Origin of the sequence: Lachnoanaerobaculum saburreum DSM 3986 (assembly GCF_000185385.1) — a bacterium.
In the GTDB taxonomy this organism is placed as follows: domain Bacteria; phylum Bacillota; class Clostridia; order Lachnospirales; family Lachnospiraceae; genus Lachnoanaerobaculum; species Lachnoanaerobaculum saburreum.
Genome location: NZ_GL622296.1, coordinates 1,310,414 through 1,333,721 on the forward strand (window position 1 = coordinate 1,310,414; position 23,308 = coordinate 1,333,721).

Consider the following 23,308-nt stretch of genomic DNA (forward strand, 5'->3'; position numbering starts at 1 on the left):
GGTATGATATGGACAGTGAGATAAGGTTAACAGAAAAAAGAAGCTTAAAATTATTATAATAATATCTTTTGTACTGACATTGCTTTTCTCAACAATGGATATTGCAGGATATCTAAATGACAGAAGGATAAATAGAGCGGAGAAATATAGTGTTGAGGCAGGAGTTATTGCAATGCTTGCAGATTTACTAAGAGCGGATCTTGAGTGCATCGACAAGAGAGGAAAGGTTCATGATGTATACAAGGGTAATGATAAGTCATATGCGGTTGAACGGGATATTTCAGATTACATTTACGGGCAAAGTAGGATTCTATATAGATATAAGATTGTAGAAGATGAAAATACACAGAAGTTTATAGATTTTTTTAATGATAATATGAAGCATCTGAGAGTGTGTAAAAGAGATAAAAACGGTAAGCTTACATCACCGCAAACCATATCTGAAGCCGAAGGACTGGAGGAGTTTAAAGAGGTAAATAATTTGGATGAACTTATAAAATATATGTATAAAACAACAGAGGACGGTAAATATTATCTGTATGTTCTTAAATACATGGATTATGACGATTCTGAGTTTAAGGGAAAAATAATATATGAAAGAGAAGACGGGACAGAAAAAACTCTATTTGAGGATAGGGCCATAAGTATATGGGATTTGTTTACTAACAGAGATTATTTATATGTAGCTGTTAAGGTGGTGAAGTAAAATAAAGGGGAAATTTGTGTATGAGCAAAGGAAGAAAAATTAGGCTGATTATTTTAATATTATTGATTGTGTTTATTGCACAGTATGTAATTACTCATGCAAAAAGAAAACTGATTATAGAGGATAATATATTCTATGGTGTTGAGGAAGGAATATTTGAGAGCAAGTTCAGCATGAAGGAGCTGATTGTACCTGCCGGGGTTAAATCAATATCTGCGTATTCCCTTGTAGGATGTGAAAATCTGGAAGCCGTAGAATTGCCTGATACACTTGAAAGCATTGGAGAACTTGCATTTATGGGCTGTAGAAAACTTGAGTGTATTAAAATACCCGGAAATGTGAAAGATATTGAATCATCAGCATTTTACGGTTGTTCACAACTAAAAAATGTAGAATTATCGGATAGTTTGGAAAAACTGGGAAGGGGAGCATTTAGTGATTGTACGGCTTTGGAAAAAATAAATATCCCTGCCGGAGTGGAGGAGATTGGTGGATCAACCTTTTTAAACTGTAAAAATTTGGAGTCAGTAGAACTGAATGAGGGTCTAAAAAAGATAGGCAGTGAGGCTTTTTTAGGCTGTGGGAAAATGCAGAGCATAAAAATTCCGGATTCTGTGGAGGATATAAATGACTTTGCTTTTAAAGATTGTAAGGACCTTTCAAATATAGAAATGTCCAAGGGTATAAAATATATCAGAGAAGGTGCATTTGAAGGTACAAAGTATTATGAGAGAGGTCTGTGGGAAGATGAGGATGGCATATATATAGGTGATGCTCTGATAAAATATGAGAATAAAGGCAGTGAGATAAGGGTAAGAGAGGGCACAAGAGTGATTGCAAGTAAAGCCTGTGCCGATTTGCCTGATTTACATACGGTTGAATTGCCTGAAAGTATTATCATTATAGGAAACGGAGCTTTTGTAAACTGTAAAAGTCTTAAAAATATAAATCTGCCTAAGAATTTAGAATATATTGAAAGCAATGCATTTTTTGAATGTGATATAGAAAGCCTGATTATACCTGTAAAGGTAAAGAGTATAGGAAGCGAGGCATTTGCCAATTGCAGAAATTTATCGAATGTGGATATGGAAAAGACTCCGGATATAATAGATGCAGGAGCATTTGAAAATACATATTGGCTTGATCATTTGGAAAAAGATGAATATGGCTGTAAGTATTTTCAAAATATACTCTTTGATTATGTGCAGGGAGAAAGCCATGTTAAAGTCAGGGAAGGAACAAAAAGCATAAGTGGTGAGGCGTTTTTAAATTCCGACAGATTGGAAAAGATAGATATCCCCAAAAGCGTGGAAATGATAGGCATGGAAGCTTTTAGCGGATGTAAAAATTTAAAGGAATGTATATTTGAAGAAGAAAGCAATATTAAGATAATTTATATCGGAGCTTTTAAAGAATGTACAAGTCTTAAAGAAATAGAGATTCCTGAAAGTACGAAATATCTGGGTGCTCAAGCCTTTAAAGACTGTAGCTCTTTGGAAAAGATTGTATTTAGAGAAGGATGCGATATTAAAGAATTAAATATGGAAGCATTTTCAGGTTGCTCTAATTTAAGAGAGATAAGCTTACCGTCAAAATTGGAAGAGATAAATTATATGGCTTTTTCATATTGTAAAAGCCTGGAAGAAATAAGATTTCCTGAAAGTATAAAGTATATAGACAGTTCATCCCTTTTTATATGTAATAATCTAAAGCGAATAGAAGCACCTTCAAGTATAAAAAATGATTTTAGAATAATCGAAAAAAGGCTTAATTTTGAGAAGGTATACCCTGAAGTTATATATTATTAGGATTTTTTAGATAAAGACGAATCGGAGGGGAGGATTGCTGTGAATCAAAAAAATAAAAATGCTAAAATATATGCAATTACTATAACAGGTATAGTAATTATCATATTTTTATGTTTCTTTCTGAGTAATTTAAAATGTAAGCAGCTTATAGAAGATAAGGTTTTTCTGGGGATAAAAGACGGTCTTTTGGAAAAAAGAAAAAGTATTACAAAAGTGGAAATACCGGAGGGAGTCACAGCTATAGGTGATAGAGCATTTTATGATTGTATTAATCTGAAAAGTATTATTATACCGGAAGGAGTCACAATCATAGGCGAAAGAGCATTTTATAATTGCATTAATCTGGAAAGTATTGTTATACCGGAAACTGTTAAAAAAATAGATATTCATGCTTTTGATAATTGTGTAAAAATAGAGTATATGAAATTACCTGATAATTTGGAAATAATACATACAGGGGCATTTAATAATTGCAGTTCATTAAAGAGTATAGAAATTCCCAAGACTGTGAATGCTGTTTATCCTGAAGTATTTTTAGATTGCAACTCTTTAGAGGAGGTTTCCTTTTTAGGAAATATAATTGAAATAAATAAAAGTGCTTTTGAGGGTTGTGAGAAACTTAAAACAATAAAATTGCCGGAGAGCCTTGAAAAAATAGATGAACTTGCCTTTAATAATTGCAGCAGCTTATCAGATATAGATATACCGGAAGGGATAAAAGCTGTGGGGGAAGATGCTTTCTCGGGAACGGATATTCTTAAAAAAACAGATATTGATGAATACGGTTGTGCATACATGGGAAAGGTATTGATATACAGTAAGGAAGAAAAAGAGTATATTAAGATTAAAGATACCACCAAAGTAATTGCAGATGATGTATTTGATGATTATGAAAATTTAAAGCAGGTCGAATTTCCTGACAGCTTGGAGAGAATAGGAAATAACAGCTTTAGATCTTGTAAATCTTTGGAAGAAATAAGTATACCTGAGGGAGTAAAGAGCATAGGAGAATCCGCATTTATGTATTCGGGATTAAAAAAGGTGAGTTTACCTGATACTGTAGTGGATATAGGTGATTATGCGTTTATGGAATGTATACATTTATCTGAAATAAATTTGCCGAAGAATATAGAAAATATTGGGCATTGGTGTTTTAGTAATACTGACTATCTGCTGGACATGGAGTCTGATGAGTATGGCTGTAAATATGTTGGTGATATACTTCTTGGATACACAGGTAAAGGTGCTAAAAGAATAAAAATTAGAGACGGAACAAGACTGATAGCGGCAGGGGCTTTTGAAGACAGGGAGTTTATAGAAGGGGTATATATACCTAACAGCGTTGAGATAATGGGAGGGGATGTATTTTATAATTGTTTCGCCTTAAAAGAGGTATTTTTTCAGGAAGGCAGTAGGTTGAGTGAACTAAAGCCGGTGACATTCGGACAATGTATATCTTTGGAAGAAATAGAATTACCGGAGAACTTAAAGAGAGTACAAGATCATGTCTTTATAAATTGTGCTTTTAAAACTATAACAATGCCTGAAAATGTAGAATATGTAGATCCTTATGCTATCAGTGAATATGATATGCTTGAAGAAGTCAGAGTACCGAAAAAACTGAAAGGTGAGTATTATTTTGGGGACACATATATTATAGACAGTGAATATCATCCGGGGGATAAATTAAATAAGACTCAAAAAAAACCCGATATTGTATTTTATTAAAATACCGAGATAAATGAATATTAAACTTAATATAATAACTCATATACACCTTATTAATTCTTAATAATATACTTGTTTGGAGTTTTTAAATGTTGTATACTATTCATACAAAAACAACATAGCTTGGTAGGAGGTTGATATGCCGGTAGTAGAGAGTTTGATTTGCAAAGAGGCAGATGGTAAACTTAGTTTTGGCAATTATATTCTTGGTACAAAATCAAAGGTAGAGGATTTTGGACATGATGGAGATGTATACAAGGTGAAGACTTTTAAAGAGATCACAAAGCTTGAAAAGAATTCAGCATTTGTATATGAGTCGGTTCCGGGAAGTACAGTAATGGGATTCGAGACTACCCCAAATTTGACCACATTTGAATTATACGGCTTTGGAGATACTCAGATTACCATAGGGTTGGAAGAGGATACGGAATATGAGGTTTATGTTGATGATGTAAGTATAGGAGGCATGAAGACAAATCTGTCAGGTAAACTTATATTTAGTGTAGAACTGAGTGAAAAAGGCACAAAGGTTTTAATCAAAAAAAGATAGTTACAGGGGGCATCCGGTTTAGAAGATGCCCCTTTTTAAATAGAAAGGTTTTTATGGCAAAAGCAAGTAAAAGCGCATTCTTTTGTAAAGAATGCGGATATGAGTCGCCGAAGTGGCTTGGTCAATGCCCTATATGTAAGGCATGGAACAGTCTTGTAGAAGAGCCTGTAGTAAAGACAAAGACTGTTGCCAAAGGTTTGTCCGGCAATGCCTATAAAAAGCCCTCAAGACTCTCTGAAATACAGTTGGAGGAGGAAGACAGATTCCACACAGGATTTGAAGAACTTGACAGAGTACTTGGAGGCGGAGTGGTAAGAGGCTCACTGGTTTTGGTAGGAGGAGACCCGGGAATAGGAAAGTCTACACTGCTTTTACAGGTCTGTAAAAATATCTCGGACAGTAAAAAGAAGGTTTTATATATCTCAGGAGAGGAAAGTTTAAAGCAGATAAAGATGAGAGCGAAAAGGATTGGAGATATTACTGAAAACTTAAGCTTTCTTTGTGAGACAAATCTGAATATTATAAAAGAAACAGTATTTAGTGAGAAGCCTGATGTGGTGGTAATCGACTCTATACAGACAATGTTTAATGAAGAGGTGGCATCAGCACCCGGAAGTGTAAGTCAGGTAAGAGAGTCCACCAATCTTTTGATGCAGGTGGGTAAGGAAAATAATATTGCAATATTTATTGTAGGTCATGTTACCAAGGAGGGGCAGGTGGCAGGTCCCAGAGTTTTGGAGCATATGGTAGATACTGTGTTATACTTTGAAGGCGATAGATTTGCCTCATACAGAATACTTCGTGCAGTCAAGAACAGATTCGGCTCTACAAATGAGATAGGTGTGTTTGAAATGCAACAGGCAGGTCTTATAGAGGTGAAAAATCCGTCAGAGTTTATGCTTTCAGGCAGACCTGATAATGCTACCGGAGCGGCTGTAGCCTGTTTGATGGAAGGAAGCAGACCTATTTTGGTGGAAGTACAGGCTTTGGTGGTACCTACAGCATTCGGACTTCCAAGAAGGACATCTACAGGAACTGATGTAAACAGGATAAATCTTTTGATGGCTGTAATAGAAAAAAGATGTGCACTTGCTATGAGCAGATATGATGCCTATATAAATATTGCTGGAGGACTTAGAATAAACGAGCCTGCGCTTGACCTCTCAATCATAATGTCGCTTATTTCAAGTATGAAAAACAGGGCAATAGATGAGAAAACCGTAATATTCGGGGAGGTGGGTCTTTCAGGCGAGGTCAGAGCTGTAAGTATGCCTGAAATCAGGATAAGGGAAGCGATGAAGCTTGGATTTGAGGTGTGTATACTGCCGAAAGTGAGCCTTGAAAAGATATCATTTAAAGGAAATATTAAGCTTATAGGTGTAAAAAACATCAATGAGGCTGTGTCATTACTTAGCTGACAGAAGATTTATAAAGATAATGCAAGCCTGATTATAATATATTCAGTGTCATGCAAAATATTTATTGATATAGAAAAGAGAGAAATATGGAAGAGAAAACCAATGTAATGCGACTTTTAGATCAAAAGAAGATAAAATATAATCACTATTCATATGTAGATACTCCGTCCACCAATGGAGTTGAAGTGGCTAAGTTATTGGGGCAGGATGAAAACAGAGTATTTAAGACCTTGGTGACTGTGGGTAAGTCAAAGGTAAACTATGTCTTTGTAATACCGGTTGCAAAGGAACTTAATCTGAAAGAGGCCGCCAAGGCTGTAGGTGAGAAGTCTGTTGAGATGCTCAAGGCTAAGGACTTATTGCCGCTTACAGGCTATGTGCATGGGGGCTGTTCACCTATAGGAATGAAAAAAAGGTTTACAACCGTACTGGATGAGACGGCAGGTGACTATGAGAACATAATATTCAGCGGCGGAAAGATAGGTTATCAGGTGGAGATGTCTCCAAGAGATTTGGATAAATTCGTTCCGGTAAGTTTTGCACCGCTTACATAGGTGAAATATGATAAATATCGGTGTATTGGCACATGTAGATGCCGGAAAGACTACATTGACAGAAGCTATACTCTATAAAACCGGGAAGTTGCGCAAAGTAGGCAGAGTGGATTTTGGTGACAGTTTTCTTGATACGGATGAATATGAGAGAAAAAGAGGTATAACCATTTTTTCAAAGATTGCAAGAACGAAGATAGGAGATATGGATATAAACATTATAGATACTCCGGGACATATTGATTTTGGTGCGGAGATGGAAAGATGTATATCCGTACTTGATATGGCAATTCTTGTTATAAGCGGAAGTGAAGGGGTGCAGTCACATTCACATACACTTTTTAAACTGTTGAAGGAGGCAAATATACCTGTACTTATCTTTGTAAATAAGACAGACAGTGATAAGTTTGATAAAGATAAGGTAATGGAAGGCTTGAAAAAGTCACTCTCAAACAATGTAGTGGACTTTTCGGCAGATAAAAAGATGCTTGAGGAAGAAGTGGCAGCATGTGATGAAAGTTTGATAGAAAAGTTTATTAAAGGTGAGAAAATAACAAAGGAAGATATAACAGAATGTATACAGTCGACAAAGGTATTTCCGGTTATTTTCGGTTCAGCTCTTAAGCTTATAAATATAGAGGGTATACTTGACTTTATAAAAGAGTATATACAGGAAAAGACTTATCCGGATGAGCTTGCCGGAATAATATATAAGATAAAATATGATGAGACCGGAAACAGGCTTTCGTTTATAAAGTTGACGGGTGGAAGCCTTCATGTAAAGGACATTCTAAATGATGAAAAGATAAATCAGATAAGAGTGTATGACGGCGAAAAATATGCTGCAATTGATGTAGCAAATCCGGGAGATATTGTGGCTGTGACAGGACTTACAAAATCACATGCTGGTGATACCTTCGGCAATATAAAAAAACCTGTATCAAAACTTTTGCCTGTACTAAGCTACAATATGATATTTCCGGATACTGTCGGTATAAATCAAATCTATCCGAAGCTTGCACAGATATTTGATGAAGTACCTGAGATAAGAATGGAGTATGATGAGGCACTTTCAAGGATTAAGGTAAATCTGATGGGAGAAGTTCAGATAGATCTTATAAAGAACCTTGTAAATGAGAGGCTTCATATAGGTTGTGAACTTGTAGACGGAGGTATTATCTACAAGGAGAGCATAGTGGGAAGCGTTGAAGGAGTAGGGCATTTTGAACCTATGAAGCATTATGCCGAGGTACATATACTAATCTCTCAAGGCGAGAGTGGCAGCGGTATAGTATATAAAAATGATGTATCTGATGATGAACTGCCAAAGAACTATCAAAGTCAGATAAGAAATATTGTAGAAAACTCCAAGTTTAAGGGTGTGCTTACAGGCAGTGAGCTTACAGATGTGGTGCTTACTTTGGTTGCGGGGAAAGCACATGAGAAGCATACTGAGGGCGGAGATTTTCTTGAAGCGGTACATAGAGCAATCAGGCATGGACTTATGTATGCAAAATCCATATTGCTGGAACCATACTATGACTTTGAAATAAATATCCCTATAGAGAATCTTGGCAGACTTTTAAACGACCTGAACAATATGAATGCCGAAAAGATAAGTTATGAAGGAACAAATGTACTAAGTGTAACCGGATTTGCGCCCACTGTTAATATCCAAAACTACGGAAGTGTACTTTTATCCTATACTAAGGGGCTTGGTCGGATTGCATTCAGCCTTAGAGGTTTTTTGCCATGTCACAATGCAGATGAGGTTATTGCAGAGTATAATTATTATCCTGAGTTTGATGTTAAGAATACACCGGATTCTGTATTTGCTTCACATGGTGAGGGTTTTATAGTACCTTGGAGTGAAGTCTTTAACTATATGCATCTGCCGCTTAAAAGATTTGAGCTTGTAAAAGAAGAAGAAAGAATAGAAACTGTTCGCTCCACCTATGATGCCGCTAGGGCTGACAGTGAAGAGCTGATGGCAATCTTTGAGAGAACATACGGCAAGGTGACTCCGAGAATAGGAGACCGGGATGCCCCTGTTAAGAAGACAACTGAAAGAGAATATATATATAAGGAAAGAGAGAAGAAAAAACACTATCTGCTTGTAGACGGATACAATATTATATTTGCATCAAAGTCACTTAGTGAACTGGCGGATGCAAATATTGACGCGGCAAGAGACAGACTCTTAGAGCTTTTGATTGACTATAAGGCATATAAGGATTATGAGATAATACTTGTTTTTGATGCCTATAGACTCAAAAATCATCCTACAGAGGTGCTGAATTTTTCAGGAGTATATGTAGTCTATACAAAGACTGCCGAAACTGCGGACCAGTATATTGAAAAGACCACACATGAGATGATAAAAAAATATGATGTAACTGTAGCAACATCTGACGGTATTGAACAGATTATAATAAGGGGCAAGGGGGCCATACTTATATCGGCAAGAGAGTTCTTATGTGACCTTGAAGAGACAAAAGAAAACTTCAGAAAAGAACATATAGAAAAACAAAGTGTAAGCAACAGGCTTTTTGATTCACTGGAAGGTGAGTTAAAACAGCAGATAGAAGATATAAGACTTGGAAATAAAAAAGAGCCGTAGCTTTTGCTGCGACTCTTAATTTTTTTAGTGATGACAGCTGCCTGAACAACCGCCACAGCCACCTCCACAGGATGACTTTCCGTTTTTCTTATCATTGTATATAGTTCTTACAATAAGACCTACCACACCGACCAATACAGCTGAAATAATAACTGTTGCTGCCATAATGTTCTCCTTTCTTTAGTAAAACAACTATGCTCTTGCACCTGCCTTTTGTTCAGGATGTCTCTCTTCATAAGGCTTACGTACAAGACCGTAAATAATAGCAATAATACCGATAAATCCGAATATTGTACCGATACCGAACTTACCTGTAATTATAAGTGATCCTATCTGATATATAATCATTCCGACTATATATGCAAACCCACATTGATATCCTACAGCAGTCCAGAACCATTTTACACTGCTCATCTCTCTTCTGATAGCACTCATCGCTGCAATACAAGGAGCACATAAAAGGTTGAATATGAGATATGAGTAAGCCGTTAGAGGAGTGTAGTCAGCTCTAAGAAGTTGCCAGATACCCTCACCTGTATCTTTATCAAAATTTGAAACATGGTATAGAATACCGAATGTACCTACGACATTCTCTTTTGCCATAAGTCCTGTGATAGCTGCAACTGCCGGCTTCCATGTACCCCAACCGAGAGGAGCAAAAATCCAGGCAAAAGTATTACCGAAATGTGCAAGTAACGATACATCCATCTGTTCTTCTGTAAGATATGTGAAAGCACCGTTTACAAAGCCGAAGTAGCTTAAAAACCAAACAAGTATAGTGGCAAGAGTGATGACTGTACCTGCTTTTTTAACAAAGCTTGTTCCTCTCTCAGCCATTGATCTGATTACGGAACCTGCTGTAGGGATATGGTATGCAGGAAGCTCTATAACAAAAGGTGAAGGATCACCTGAAAACATCTTGGTCTTCTTAAGCATGATACCGGAGACGACAATAGCGGCAATACCTACAAAGTAAGCTGATGAAGCAACCCACGGGGAGTTATCAAACAATGCACCTGATATAAGTGCTATAACAGGAAGCTTTGCAGAACATGGAATAAATGTGGTTGTAATAACCGTCATTCTTCTGTCATGTTCACTTTCAATAGTTCTTGAAGCCATAATTCCAGGAACACCGCAACCTGTACCGATAAGAATCGGGATAAAGCTCTTACCTGAAAGACCGAATCTTCTGAATACTCTGTCCATAACGAAGGCGATTCTTGCCATATATCCGCAACCTTCCAATATAGCAAGGAAGAAGAACAGTGTAAGCATCTGAGGAAGGAAACCGAGAACGGCACCTACACCGGCTACAATACCGTTTACAATAAGTCCTACAAGCCACTCGGCGGCACCCACAGACTCTAAAAAGCCTTGAATGCCCGGCTGTATAATGTTTGCGATCAATTCATCATTTACCCAGTCGGTCATTCCTGTACCGATAGTGGTAATAGAGATATAGTAAACCAAGAACATGATGGCTGCAAATATCGGAAGACCTAAGATTCTGTTTGTAACGATCTTATCAATCCTGTCTGAAACACTCACATAATCTTTGTTCTTAACCTTGTAGAAGCTTGCAATTACATTTGAGATATAGTTGTATCTCTCGGATGTGATAATACTCTCGGCTTCATCATCCATAGCATCTTCACAAGTTGTAATTATCTTTTCAATCTTATTAAGTGTGTCATCTGATATATTAAGTTGTTCAATAGCCTTTGCATCTCTTTGGAAAAGCTTAACACCGTACCATCTCTTTTGAAGATCAGGTACACTGCTTGGTAAAAGTGCAATAATATCCTTTACAGCTACTTCAACGTTTTTATCAAAGACATGTCGCTCCTTTGGAAGAGTATGACTCTTTGCAAGTGAAATAGCCTTTTCGGCAGCTTCCATAATTCCTGTACCCTTAAGTGCGGAAATCTCTACAACAGGACATCCGAGACTTTCACTCATTTTATCAAGGTCAAGCTTGTTTCCGCTCTTTTCAAGTACATCAAGCATGTTTACCGCTATAACCACAGGAACACCAAGCTCGGTAACCTGTGAAGTAAGATATAAGTTTCTCTCAAGGTTTGTACCGTCAATTATATTCAGCACGGCATCAGGCTTTTCATTGAGAATATAATTTCTGGCTACAACTTCTTCCAATGTATATGGAGAAAGAGAATAAATACCCGGAAGGTCGGTAATAATAACATCTGAATGTCCCTTTAACTTACCTTCCTTTTTTTCAACTGTAACGCCCGGCCAGTTACCGACAGTCTGATTGGAACCTGTCAGGGCATTAAATAATGTAGTTTTACCGGTATTCGGATTTCCGGTAAGTGCAATTCTGATTGCCATATTAGCTCCTTATCTGGTGATTTCAATATTTTCCGCATCGGCTTTCCTAATAGAAAGCTCATAACCTCTAACAGTAACCTCAATAGGATCACCAAGAGGTGCTACCTTGCGTACATGTATGCTTGTGCCCTTTGTAACACCCATGTCCATGATTCTTCTCTTTACAGGGCCTTCGCCATGAACTCTGGCAACTGTGACGGTGTCACCGATTTTTACATCTTTCAAAGTATCCATTCATTCTCCTTTCCGTAATCTGTAATATAAAGCAACCTCAAAAGTGAACAATGGAAAAAATCCATTGCTATGTAAATAAAAATATTCACATGGTAAACACTAACTAGACCATAATCTTTGATGCAAGTTCTTTACTGATTGCCACTCTGGAATCCTTAACGTTTACTATCAAGTTTCCCGACATGGCATTTACAACAGAAATCTTACCGTCAATAACAAATCCGAGAGTCGCCAAAAAGGTTTTATCCTTCTCACGTCCGTTGATCTGCTTTATTATGTATTCTTCGCCTAAGTTAGCCATAAGTAAAGGCATCATATAACCCAACCCCTCCTTTTCTTTATGTCAAAATACATTCTATAGGTTAGCATACGCTAACATTAATTGCAAGAGATTTTTAAGAAAAAGTTAGAGATTAATTACTAAGTTTATTGACTATTAGCAAAAACTAACTAAAAAGTACTTAAAAAAATACAATATTAGCAGGTAAAAGACAAATTTTGCGTCTATTCCCTATTTACAAGAATACTACTTTATGATATATTATCTGCGTAGTAAATTTTACAAAATAAAATTGTTAATATTAATGAACGCTAACTAGGAGGTATAATATGTTTTTAATTGATTGGAAGAAGATAGGTTTATTTGCAGCAGGTACACTTTTTGGAACAGCAGGAATTAAATTGCTTTCAAGCAAGGATGCCAAGAAGGCTTATGCACAGGGTACAGCAGCCGTACTTCGTATGAAGGAATGTGTGATGGATACAGTTTCATGTGTTCAGGAGAACGCCAGCGATATTTTAGCCGAGGCTAAGGATATCAATGAAGAGCGTGCGGCAAAAGAAGAAGAGGCTAAGATAGAAGAGTAAGAATAGCAGTAACTTTTAAGAAAATATAGTTTTGATAATAAGGAAGAGTCTGACTCTTCCTTAAATTATAATAGTATAATAGATTAGAGGGTTAAAGTGAATTGTAAGATTTTACATGAGTCAAGTAAGCGAATGCGTGTACGCATGGCTCAAAAGAGAATGACTATAAAAGAAGCCGATATGCTTCAATATTATTTAGAGGGTTTTGACTTTGTAAGAAAAGTCATTGTATATGAAAGAACTTGTGATGTCGCTATTTATTATAAGGATAATAAAAGAGAATCTGTTATAAAGAGATTAAAGAAGTTTAACTATAATGATATCGCACTTCTTGAAAATATGCCGAATACTTCAGGCAGACAGATTACAAGAGAATTTCAAGAGAAAATGGTCGGAATGCTTTTATCCTTCGGTGTGAGAAAGATGTTCTTTCCAAATATCCTTAACAGTATTTATACTGTTATTAAGGCGGCTCCGCTTGTATGGAAGGGAATTAAATGCCTTGTTAAGATGAGGCTTGAGGTTGATCTGCTTGACGCTCTTTCGGTAGCAATATCTATCGTACAGGGCAACTATTCAACAGCAGGTTCTTTGATGCTTTTACTTGATATAGGTAATGAGTTGGAGGATTGGACACATAAAAAGTCTGTAGACGATCTTGCAAGAAGTATGTCACTTAATGTGGATAAGGTATGGCTTGTTACAGACAATGAAGAGGTATCTGTACCTATTTCACATGTAAAGACAGGTGATCTTATCAGAGTACATACAGGTAATGTAGTACCGCTTGACGGCGATATGGTAAGCGGTGAAGCAATGTTAAATCAGGCATCACTTACAGGTGAGTCCGTTCCGGTAGAAAAAAGAGCAGGTTCAAGAGTATATGCGGGAACTGTAGTGGAAGAGGGTGAATGTCTGCTTAGAGCAACCGTTACAAACGGTCAGAGCAGATATGACAAGATTGTATCTATGATTGAGGACAGTGAGAAGCTTAAATCCAATACTGAAAATATGGCAAACAGACTTGCCGACAGACTTGTACCGTATTCACTTCTTACAACAGGACTTACATATTTATTTACAAGGAATATAACAAGAGCGTTGTCAGTGCTTATGGTTGACTTTTCATGTGCGCTTAAGTTGTCTATGCCTCTTGCAGTACTTTCAGCGATGAGAGAGGCGGGAAATGACAGGATAACCGTAAAGGGCGGTAAGTTTATGGAGGCGATAGCCAAAGCGGATACCGTTGTATTTGATAAGACCGGTACACTTACCTATGCTTGTCCGAAGGTACAAAAAATCATTGCAATTGACGGAGATGATGAAAATCAGTTGTTAAAGATTGCCGCCTGTCTTGAAGAGCATTACCCGCACTCTATTGCAAATGCTGTAGTAAAAGAGGCCAAGGAGAGAAAAATACGCCACAAAGAGATGCACTCTGAAATTCAGTATGTTGTTGCACATGGTATTGCAAGTACAATTGAAGGTGATAAGGTTGTAATAGGAAGTTATCATTTTGTAATTGAAGATGAAAAGGCACAGCTCAGTAAAGATGCAAAAAGAAAGCTTGAGAACCTTGACCACAGATATTCACATCTGTTTATGGCTATTGCGGGAAGGCTTGCGGCTATTATTGAGATTGCAGATCCGCTTAGAAAAGAAGCTAAGGATGTATTAAAGAAGTTAAAAGCACTTGGTATTAAAAAGACTGTTATGATGACAGGTGACAATCAATATACCGCCGAGGCGATTGCAAAAGAAGTGGGTGTAGATAAGTACTATGCGGAAGTATTGCCTGAGGATAAGGCAAGTTATGTTGAAAAAGAGAAGGCAAAGGGTAGAACCGTAATAATGATAGGTGACGGTATCAATGATTCACCGGCTCTGTCAGCCGCCGACTGCGGTATCGCTATCAGTGAAGGTGCAGCCATTGCCAGAGAAATTGCGGATGTATGTATTTCTGCAGATGATCTGAATGAACTTGTAAAATTAAAGGAGCTTTCAAACAAGCTTACAAAGCGTGTTGAGTCCAACTTCAGATTCATTATGGGATTTAACGGTTCTTTGATAGGTCTTGGTATACTCGGTATACTGGCACCCGGAACATCATCACTTCTTCATAATGCATCTACAGTGGGTATAGCACTTTCAAGCATGACAAATCTGTTGCCTGAAAACTAGAAAATGCATTTGTATTCGGACATCTTAGGATGTCCGTTTTTGTAAAATATACGAACAATTGTAAACAATTGATTTTTATACCGGTTTTAGGTATAATGTTGTTTAAACAGTATTGTGTATTATAAATAAGGAGGATATATGGTTATACAAGAGGCTGCTGAGATGTATTTGGAGACTATTCTCAGATTAAAAAACAGAACCGGTGTTGTAAGAGCGGTGGACATTGCCAGAGAGATGGGTTACTCTAAGCCTACTATAAGTGAACAGATGAAAAAATTCAGGGAGAACGGATATGTCGAGGTAAATAATGAGGGACATATCACACTTACCGACAAGGGAATGGAGATTGCGAGGTCTACACTGGAAAGGCATAATGTACTGGGCAGAATTTTACAAAAGATTGGGGTAAGTAAGGATACCGCTATAGAAGATGCCTGTAGAATAGAGCATTATATCAGCGAAGAGACTTTCAGATGTTTTAAAAAATATTTTGATGAAGAATAAGTTTGTATTTTATCAGATACTTTATTGAAAAATCCGATTTAACACTGTAAACTTAACCCATCTTTATGAAGTATATAGAAGTAAGAGGTAAAAAATGGGATTACATATAGTAAATGAAGCAAATAAATGTTTGCAGTGTAAGAAGCCGCTCTGTAGTATGCATTGTCCTGTGACAACATCAATACCGCAGGTAATATCACTTTTTAAGGAAGGAAAGATAATGGAAGCCGGTGAGATTCTTTTTGAGAATAATCCGTTATCGCTTGTATGCTCAATAGTTTGTGACCATGAAGCTCAATGTCTTGGGAACTGTATAATGAACAGAAAGAACAATCCGGTCAGATTTTGTGATATAGAAAGGTTTATATCAGATTTCTATCTTGACAGAATGGAGTTTGTAAAAAAACCGAGAAAAAATATTATGGTTGCCGTAATAGGCGGAGGTCCCGCAGGAATGACTGTAGCCATCAAGATGATAAAGGAAGGCTATGATGTAACTATTTTTGATGAGAAAAACAGCATCGGTGGAGTACTTCAGTACGGTATTCCTGATTTTAGACTTCCAAAGTCACTGATGAAGAGATACTATGACAAAATGGAAGAGATAGGCATCAAGATAAGAAATAATACCGCTGTAGGCGGTGCCTTAGAGATAAAGGATCTCTTTAGAGACGGATATAAGGCTGTATTTGTCGGTACAGGTGTATGGAGAGCAAAGACTCTGGGTATTGCAGGTGAGAGTTTGCCGAATGTTCATTTCAGTGTTGACTATCTTGCAAATCCTGACGGACATAAGCTTGGTGAGAGTGTTGCAATCATCGGAATGGGAAATGCGGCAATGGATGTTGCCAGAACGGCTCTAAGAAGAGGTTCAAGATCTGTCAGGCTTTATGCCAGAAGCAAAAGAGTTGCAGCAAACTCGGTTGAAATCGAGTCTGCAAAGTATGAGGGTGCGGAGTTTATCTTCGGAAAAGCTATAGAGTCTATCACTTATGACGGACCTGTATTTAAGACTGCCATATTTGATGAAGAAAACAATGTAGTCGGATATGAAAAGGATCTTGACTATGTAGATGCCGATTCTACAATTATTTCTGTAAGTAACGGGCCGAAGAATAAGCTTGTACTTACAACTCCCGGACTTAAAGCATCTGATAAGGGTCTTTTGGTAGTTGATGAAAACTGTATGACAACTGTTGAAGGTGTATTTGCGGCAGGTGATGTGGTACTCGGTTCAAAAACTGTAGTAGATGCGGTAGGTCAGGCTAAGATAGCTGTAGAGGGAATGCTTAGATATTTAGAGGATTTAGAAGCGAAAAAGATTGAATAATGCTTGACAAAGGTAAAATCAAGTAATATTATATTTGGCATAAACGAGGAAGAGAAGAGTAGCATATATTGAATTTACAGAGAGAGTTGGAGGCTGAGAGCAACTTATGGATTTGTATGTGAAGACCGTCTCGGAGTGGCTTTAATAAAGCACGGTGATTCCGTTATAATCAAATGAGGGATATTATATATCCGAATTAAGGTGGAACCGCGTAAATCGCCCTTAAACGAGAGTTTAAGGGCGATTTTTTATAGTTTGAATGGAGGAAATATGAAGATAACATTAAAGGACGGCTCGGTAAAAGAGTATGAGAGTAAGAGAAGTATTATTGATATAGCAAGGGATATCAGTGAGGGGCTTGCAAGGAGTGTAGTAGCAGGCGAAGTAAACGGTGTAATTTGTGATTTAAGAGATGAAATAGAAAGTGACTGTGAATTAAATCTTATCGCATTAAAGGATGAAAAAGGACTCTCGGTTATAAGACATACTGCTTCACATGTGCTTGCACAGGCTGTAAAGAGAATTTTTCCACAGGCAAAACTTGCTATCGGACCAAGTATTGCAGAGGGCTTTTATTATGATTTTGAGCATGAGCCGTTTTCAAGAGATGATCTTGACAAGCTTGAGGCCGAGATGAAAAAGATTATAAAAGAAGGTGAGGCTATAGAGAGATTTGAGCTTCCGAGAGAAGAAGCAATCAAGTTTATGGAAGAAAAAAATGAGCCGTACAAGGTAGAACTTATAAGAGATTTACCGCAAGACGAGAAAATATCTTTCTATAAGCAGGGGGATTTTACAGATCTTTGTGCGGGACCTCATCTTCAAAGGACAAAGGATATAAAGGCGTTTAAGCTTGTTTCATCATCAATGGCATATTGGAGAGGTGATTCAAATAAGGCAAGACTTCAAAGAATCTACGGTACAGCTTATAATACAAAAGAAGAACTTGAAGCATATTTAAAGCACCTTGAGGATATCAAACTTAGAGATCACAATAAGCTTGGCAGAGAGATGGAACTCTTTACTACAGTAGATGTAGTCGGACAGGGACTGCCGCTTATGTTACCTAAGGGTACAAAGATGATTCAAAAACTTCAAAGATGGATTGAGGATCTGGAGGACAATGAGTGGGGCTATGTAAGAACAAAGACACCTCTTATGGCAAAGTCGGATTTATATAAGATTTCAGGTCACTGGGATCACTATCAGGACGGTATGTTTATCTTAGGAGACCCGCAACATGACGGTGAAATACTGGCACTTAGACCTATGACTTGTCCGTTTCAGTACTATGTATACAAGAATACACAAAAGTCATACAGAGATCTTCCCTACCGTATGGGTGAAACATCCACACTCTTTAGAAATGAAGATTCAGGTGAGATGCATGGGCTTACAAGAGTAAGACAGTTCACTATTTCAGAGGGTCACAATGTAATCAGACCTGATCAGGCCGAGGAAGAACTGCAAAACTGCCTGAACCTTGCGATATATGTACTTGAGACACTTGGACTTAGAGATGATGTGACATTCAGACTTTCAAAATGGGATAAGAACAATAAGGAAAAATATCTGGGAGATGAGGCTTACTGGGAAGGTACACAGGCTGCACTTAGAAATATTCTTGTTGAAAAAGGACTTCCGTTTACAGAGGCTGACGGTGAGGCTGCATTCTACGGTCCGAAGATTGATATTCAGGCAAAGAATGTATATGGTAAAGAGGACACAATGATTACAATTCAGCTTGATGCCGCAATTGCAGAAAACTTTGACCTCTACTATATTGACCAAAACGGTGCAAAGGTAAGACCGTATATTGTACATAGAACATCACTTGGGTGCTATGAGAGAACACTTGCATGGCTTATTGAGAAGTACGCAGGTAAGTTCCCGACATGGTTATGTCCTGAACAGGTAAGAATCCTGCCTATATCTGATAAGTATGCAGACTATGCAAATTCTGTTTTGAAAGAACTTAAGAAAAACGGTGTGGATGCTACAGTTGATACAAGAACAGAGAAAATCGGTTTTAAGATAAGAGATGCAAGACTTTCAAGACTTCCATATATGCTTGTAGTAGGTGAGAAGGAAGAGGCTGAGGGAAGTGTATCTGTAAGAAGCAGATTTGCAGGTGATGAGGGAAGTAAGAAACTCTCAGACTTTGTAGATATGATCTGTAAGGAGATAAGAACAAAGGAAATCAGAAAAGAAGAAGTAACTGAATAAGTATAAAAGATATGGCAAAGTCCGCTTTAGGTCTTTGCCATATTTGATTATTTTTTTATAACATCCTCCAATAAATGCAGAGGAAATGGTGGTGATGCCAGCGGTTTTACCGCTATTGACATTAAAAGCAGGGGATTGTCATCTGCTGCAATCCTGTTTGTGCCAAGCTTTCCGCATTTTTTACATCTGTGAACAATAGCCCATTCCCCCTTGTCCTTAACCCAGATAGAAATAGGCTCCATAATACCTTTACAATCACTCTTTCTGTCTCCGGGTTCCACATCCACATGAACGGAAGACAGACAGTAGGGACAGTGATTTCTATGATGTGTACCTGCACCTTCAGGCATGATCATCTTTCCACAGCTTGCACATGGGAAAGAGTCATTACAGGCCTCATATCTGTAGTCTGTTTTCAGTTTAACGGCATTCTTCTTTTTTACAGTTCCATTTCTTTTTTGAGGAGCGGCATCGGTATTGAGGTTTTTAAGTGCAGTCTCCAAATCAAATTTTTCTTGACTCATATTTCCTTTCCTTTGTATATATCTTACAATTAAAATCCTAAGATATATATAAATATCCACTATGAAATGTGTTATATATCTGATATAATCGGATTGTATAAAGCCATAATATGTAATATATTAAAGTGCCGGGCAATCCGGTACCGGTCGTATTATACCTAAGAAATTAATATCTGTAAAATATATTTTATGACTGAAATATTGTATTAAAATTATTTAGGAGGAAAGATGAAAAGAGGAATAGTTGTTTTGGCTGCCGCACTCAGTATGAGTATGGGAATGTCGGCAGCTGCATATGCTGCAAGCTGGGAGCATGATTCAAATGGCTGGTGGTATCTGACAGATGATTATAAATATCCGGTATCACAGTGGAGAAATATTGACGGAAATTGGTATTATTTCAATTCAAGCGGTTATACACTTACAGGATGGCAATGGATAGACGGTAAATCATATTTCTTTAATGACGGAAGAAATAAAAGCTTTCCATACAGTGCAATGCTTAAGAATACAAAATCTCCTGACGGATATGATCTGAATGCTGACGGTGCATGGACACAAAACGGAGTTGTAATGACTAAGTCGGGAGAAGCCGGACTTAGTGTAGCACAGGGAATAAGCGGTGAGAACTCAGGAGAGAGAGCGGATCTCTTCCTGAAACTTAATGAATACAGAAAGTCTAAGGGGCTTCCACAGATGGCGGTAAGTAATGAACTTATGATTGCGGCACAGCAAAGAGCAAAAGAAACCGCAACATCATTCTCACATACCAGACCTGACGGACAGAAGTTTTTTACTGTAAATAATATTACAGACCGTTATGAAGGTTTATCTGAGATAATCACAATGGATAACTCCGCATCTACAGATATGAAGATAAACTCATTTAAGAATTCACAAAAACACAATGAATTGATGTTACAGAGTGAGGGCTATATTGAGAATCTTCCGGCTTCTACAATATATGCGGGAGTCGGCTATTATTACAGCAACGGTAACTACTATGTGGTAATGATTTTCGGACATCAAAAATAAATGGAATTATTGCCGTCAACAATAGGATATTGTAAATCCTATTGTTGACGGCATTTTTTATACATTTACTTTATTCAAATCATTGAAAAATTCAGGATATGATATTTCTACACAATTTTTATTATCAAGTCTTATTTCTCCGTCCGATACCAGATTTAAAACGGCAAAAGTCATGGCAATTCTATGGTCATCATGTGTAGCTATGGTAACATTCCCACAAAGCTTGTTTGTGCCGGTAATTTCCATGCCGTCTTCAGTCTCTACCACATCCACACCAAGTTTAGAAAGTTCATTACACATGACATGGATTCTGTTTGATTCTTTTACCTTCAGTTCCCCGGCATCTTTTATAACAGTAGTACCCTCAGCCAGACAGGCAATGGCCGCAAGTATAGGAAGTTCATCTATAAGTGTGGGTATTATATCTCCTTCAACAGTGGTTGAATGAAGCTTGGAATATGATACCGAAATACCAGCTACAGGTTCAAAAGCATCTGTATGATTTATTATTTCAATATTTGCACCCATTTTTTTTAGTATTCTTATAATACCGTCTCTGGTGGGATTGATACCTACATTTTCAAGCACCAGTTCGGAACCGGGAACCAGTATTGCGGCTGCCATAAAGAATGCCGCAGAAGAGATATCGGACGGCACAGCTATATCACTTGCAAAAAGCTCATTACATGGATTTACAGTAACACTGTTTTTAGAGGAAGTAAGGCTTGCACCGAATTTTTTTAACATCAGTTCAGTGTGGTCTCTTGACTTTGCCGGTTCCGTCACAGTAGTAGGGCTTTGTGCATATAGACCTGCAAGAAGTATTGCGGATTTTACCTGTGCACTGGCAACAGGAGATTTATACTCTATTCCATGAAGCTTACTGCCTGTTATTGTAAGCGGTGCAAATCCGTTATTACTTGTTATATTTGCTCCCATCATAGAAAGTGGTGTGATTATTCGGCTCATAGGCCTTTTTTGTATGGAATTATCACCTGTAAGCACTGATGTAAATTCCTGTGCCGAGAGTATACCGCTTACAAGTCTTGTAGTGGTGCCGCTGTTACCGCAGTCAAGTATCTCTTTCGGTTTTTTCAGACCATAAAGTCCGTTTCCATATACCTTGACTGATGTATCATTAAGTTCTATATTAATTCCCATCTTTTTGAATATTGAAACAGTGGATATACAGTCGGCACCTGTCAAAAATCCTTTTATATAGGTAGTTCCTTTAGCTATAGAACCGAACATTACAGCTCTATGTGATATTGATTTATCTCCGGGAACCCTTAATCTGCCTTTTATCATATTGCCTCCTTTATAGTACTATATAATTATATTCTTTTAACAATTTACCTGCCATTTCACAGGAGTCCGCATCATAGAATGAGATATTTAAAGCACCTTCGCCCTTTTCTCTATTGTGATTGATGCCTATATTTTTGATACTTATGGAGTTTGCAGCCAGTATTGCGGAAATAACGGATATTGCACCCGGCTTATCCTGTATATGTACACTTATATCATGCTTTGAAATAATGACACCACGGCTGTTTGAATCAAAGGAGTTTCTGTACTCACCGGATTTTTCAAACATATTGTTAATATACAGCCCCGATTTGTCGGCCAGATGTGAGTAGACATCCTCCAACATATCGATATATTTTCTAAGCATCATATTTATAGGCTGTGAATTTAACATACATATCTGCTCCCACATGATAGGAGAGGCGGATGCAATCCTTGTGATATCCTTAAATCCTCCCGCTGCAACTCTTTTCATTACCTCATCACTGTAATCATTGTCCTTTATAAGATTTACCAAAGTCGCTGCAAGTATATGTGGCAGATGGCTGACAGCAGCTACTACACTGTCATGCTTTTGACAGTCTATCACAAATGGAATTGCCTTTATCTTTGTGATAATATCTGTAAGTATATCAAGTTTTTCTTTGGAAGTCTTTGATGAAGGTGTAATCATATAGTAGGCATTTTCTAAAAGCAGTGCATCGGATGCCGCATAGCCTGTTTTTTCCGAACCTGCCATAGGGTGACCTCCTATAAAAACATCTTCCATATCAAGTCTTTTTGCCAGTCTGTGAATGGATGATTTGGTGGAACCGACATCAGTGACAATACTTTCTTTTTTCACATAGGGTTTTATCTTTTCAAGATAGTATTCATTAAAATCCACAGGAGTACATAAGAAGATAATGTCACATTCTGAAAGTGAAGCATCTATATTATTTAAAATAATATCAATAACTCCGTCACTTTTTCCTTTTAAAAGTTCAGCGCTGTTCTTTGAATAGGCGCAGATCTTTGATGCCAAACCGTATTTTTTTATCGCTTTTGCTATAGAGCCGCCTATAAGTCCGAATCCTATAAAGGCTATATTATTGTACTTCATAATCCTCCGTTCATATATATTGTATCTTAAGTCCGACATATGAAGTCTATTACATTTGAATGTAATAGTCAAACAATTTTACTTTAACGATTTAAAGTATAAAAAATATTAAATATTATTAACTATTTATCTTGACTAAAACAGTCTATTTATACAAAAATATTATAAAAATTTATTACAAATTAACTACAAAAAAATTGCAAAATACATTGTATAAATTGAATATAAAACTTGAAATTTTAATATATGTTTAGTAAAATATCT

Annotated in this window: 20 protein-coding genes and 1 other annotated feature; of the genes, 13 read left to right on the forward strand and 7 right to left on the reverse strand. The window is 37.2% G+C overall.

Annotated features, from left to right (window positions below; translation table 11 throughout):
- The first annotated feature begins 94 nt into the window (after window positions 1–94).
- From HMPREF0381_RS06180 to HMPREF0381_RS06210, 7 genes are all read left to right on the forward strand, one after another.
- Complete coding sequence (locus tag HMPREF0381_RS06180; protein WP_008751064.1) at window positions 95–706, forward strand: hypothetical protein; 612 nt, start codon at window positions 95–97, stop codon at window positions 704–706.
- Window positions 707–726: 20 nt separating this feature from the next.
- The gene (locus tag HMPREF0381_RS06185) at window positions 727–2,514 is read left to right on the forward strand and encodes a leucine-rich repeat domain-containing protein (RefSeq protein WP_008751065.1); all 1,788 of its coding nucleotides are present in this window, start codon (window positions 727–729) and stop codon (window positions 2,512–2,514) included.
- A gap of 39 nt (window positions 2,515–2,553) precedes the next feature.
- Window positions 2,554–4,242: a leucine-rich repeat domain-containing protein gene (locus HMPREF0381_RS06190; RefSeq protein WP_008751066.1), complete on the forward strand. Its 1,689-nt coding sequence runs from the start codon at window positions 2,554–2,556 to the stop codon at window positions 4,240–4,242.
- 139 nt (window positions 4,243–4,381) lie between these two features.
- A complete protein-coding gene (locus tag HMPREF0381_RS06195; RefSeq protein WP_008751067.1) occupies window positions 4,382–4,792 on the forward strand; it encodes a hypothetical protein in 411 nt (136 codons plus the stop codon).
- A gap of 53 nt (window positions 4,793–4,845) precedes the next feature.
- Window positions 4,846–6,210, forward strand: coding sequence for a DNA repair protein RadA (gene radA, locus HMPREF0381_RS06200; RefSeq protein ID WP_008751068.1), 1,365 nt, complete (start codon window positions 4,846–4,848; stop codon window positions 6,208–6,210).
- Window positions 6,211–6,296: 86 nt separating this feature from the next.
- Complete coding sequence (ybaK, locus tag HMPREF0381_RS06205) at window positions 6,297–6,764, forward strand: Cys-tRNA(Pro) deacylase (protein WP_008751069.1); 468 nt, start codon at window positions 6,297–6,299, stop codon at window positions 6,762–6,764.
- Between the two features lie 7 nt (window positions 6,765–6,771).
- The gene (locus HMPREF0381_RS06210) at window positions 6,772–9,381 is read left to right on the forward strand and encodes a translation factor GTPase family protein (protein ID WP_008751070.1); all 2,610 of its coding nucleotides are present in this window, start codon (window positions 6,772–6,774) and stop codon (window positions 9,379–9,381) included.
- 24 nt (window positions 9,382–9,405) lie between these two features.
- On the opposite strand, the gene HMPREF0381_RS06215 is transcribed toward HMPREF0381_RS06210, so the two are convergent.
- From HMPREF0381_RS06215 to HMPREF0381_RS06230, 4 genes are all read right to left on the reverse strand, one after another.
- Window positions 9,406–9,546, reverse strand: coding sequence for a FeoB-associated Cys-rich membrane protein (locus HMPREF0381_RS06215; RefSeq protein ID WP_008751071.1), 141 nt, complete (start codon window positions 9,544–9,546; stop codon window positions 9,406–9,408).
- 27 nt (window positions 9,547–9,573) lie between these two features.
- Window positions 9,574–11,733: a ferrous iron transport protein B gene (feoB, locus tag HMPREF0381_RS06220; protein WP_008751072.1), complete on the reverse strand. Its 2,160-nt coding sequence runs from the start codon at window positions 11,731–11,733 to the stop codon at window positions 9,574–9,576.
- A 9-nt stretch (window positions 11,734–11,742) separates the two neighbouring features.
- Entirely contained in the window at window positions 11,743–11,967 is a 225-nt protein-coding gene (locus HMPREF0381_RS06225; protein ID WP_008751073.1) for a FeoA family protein, read from the reverse strand.
- 103 nt (window positions 11,968–12,070) lie between these two features.
- Window positions 12,071–12,283, reverse strand: a complete 213-nt coding sequence (locus tag HMPREF0381_RS06230; RefSeq protein ID WP_008751074.1) for a FeoA family protein — start codon at window positions 12,281–12,283, stop codon at window positions 12,071–12,073.
- A 293-nt stretch (window positions 12,284–12,576) separates the two neighbouring features.
- Here HMPREF0381_RS06230 and HMPREF0381_RS06235 point away from each other — a divergent pair, with 293 nt between their 5' ends.
- The 5 genes from HMPREF0381_RS06235 (at window position 12,577) to thrS (ending at window position 19,075) form a co-directional block, all read left to right on the forward strand.
- Window positions 12,577–12,834 carry a DUF6110 family protein gene (locus HMPREF0381_RS06235; RefSeq protein ID WP_008751075.1) on the forward strand — a complete coding sequence of 86 codons (258 nt, stop codon included), beginning with the start codon at window positions 12,577–12,579 and terminating at the stop codon, window positions 12,832–12,834.
- Between the two features lie 144 nt (window positions 12,835–12,978).
- Entirely contained in the window at window positions 12,979–15,015 is a 2,037-nt protein-coding gene (locus tag HMPREF0381_RS06240) for a heavy metal translocating P-type ATPase (protein ID WP_008751076.1), read from the forward strand.
- A 138-nt stretch (window positions 15,016–15,153) separates the two neighbouring features.
- The gene (locus tag HMPREF0381_RS06245) at window positions 15,154–15,519 is read left to right on the forward strand and encodes a metal-dependent transcriptional regulator (RefSeq protein ID WP_008751077.1); all 366 of its coding nucleotides are present in this window, start codon (window positions 15,154–15,156) and stop codon (window positions 15,517–15,519) included.
- A 94-nt stretch (window positions 15,520–15,613) separates the two neighbouring features.
- Window positions 15,614–16,849, forward strand: a complete 1,236-nt coding sequence (locus HMPREF0381_RS06250; RefSeq protein ID WP_008751078.1) for an FAD-dependent oxidoreductase — start codon at window positions 15,614–15,616, stop codon at window positions 16,847–16,849.
- A gap of 37 nt (window positions 16,850–16,886) precedes the next feature.
- Window positions 16,887–17,076: a binding site (T-box leader), on the forward strand.
- A gap of 43 nt (window positions 17,077–17,119) precedes the next feature.
- On the forward strand, window positions 17,120–19,075 hold the full coding sequence (gene thrS, locus HMPREF0381_RS06255; protein ID WP_008751079.1) for a threonine--tRNA ligase: 1,956 nt from the start codon (window positions 17,120–17,122) through the stop codon (window positions 19,073–19,075).
- 47 nt (window positions 19,076–19,122) lie between these two features.
- Here thrS and HMPREF0381_RS06260 read toward each other — a convergent pair whose 3' ends face one another.
- Window positions 19,123–19,599 (reverse strand): RNHCP domain-containing protein, encoded by a 477-nt coding sequence (locus HMPREF0381_RS06260; protein ID WP_040461224.1) that lies wholly within the window; start codon window positions 19,597–19,599, stop codon window positions 19,123–19,125.
- 228 nt (window positions 19,600–19,827) lie between these two features.
- Between HMPREF0381_RS06260 and HMPREF0381_RS06265 the strand changes: the two genes are divergently transcribed.
- On the forward strand, window positions 19,828–20,634 hold the full coding sequence (locus tag HMPREF0381_RS06265; RefSeq protein WP_008751081.1) for a CAP domain-containing protein: 807 nt from the start codon (window positions 19,828–19,830) through the stop codon (window positions 20,632–20,634).
- A 57-nt stretch (window positions 20,635–20,691) separates the two neighbouring features.
- Here HMPREF0381_RS06265 and aroA read toward each other — a convergent pair whose 3' ends face one another.
- Both aroA and HMPREF0381_RS06275 read right to left on the reverse strand, forming a co-directional pair.
- The gene (gene aroA, locus HMPREF0381_RS06270; protein WP_008751082.1) at window positions 20,692–21,942 is read right to left on the reverse strand and encodes a 3-phosphoshikimate 1-carboxyvinyltransferase; all 1,251 of its coding nucleotides are present in this window, start codon (window positions 21,940–21,942) and stop codon (window positions 20,692–20,694) included.
- Between the two features lie 10 nt (window positions 21,943–21,952).
- Window positions 21,953–23,044 carry a prephenate dehydrogenase gene (locus HMPREF0381_RS06275; protein WP_008751083.1) on the reverse strand — a complete coding sequence of 364 codons (1,092 nt, stop codon included), beginning with the start codon at window positions 23,042–23,044 and terminating at the stop codon, window positions 21,953–21,955.
- Between the last annotated feature and the right edge of the window lie 264 nt (window positions 23,045–23,308).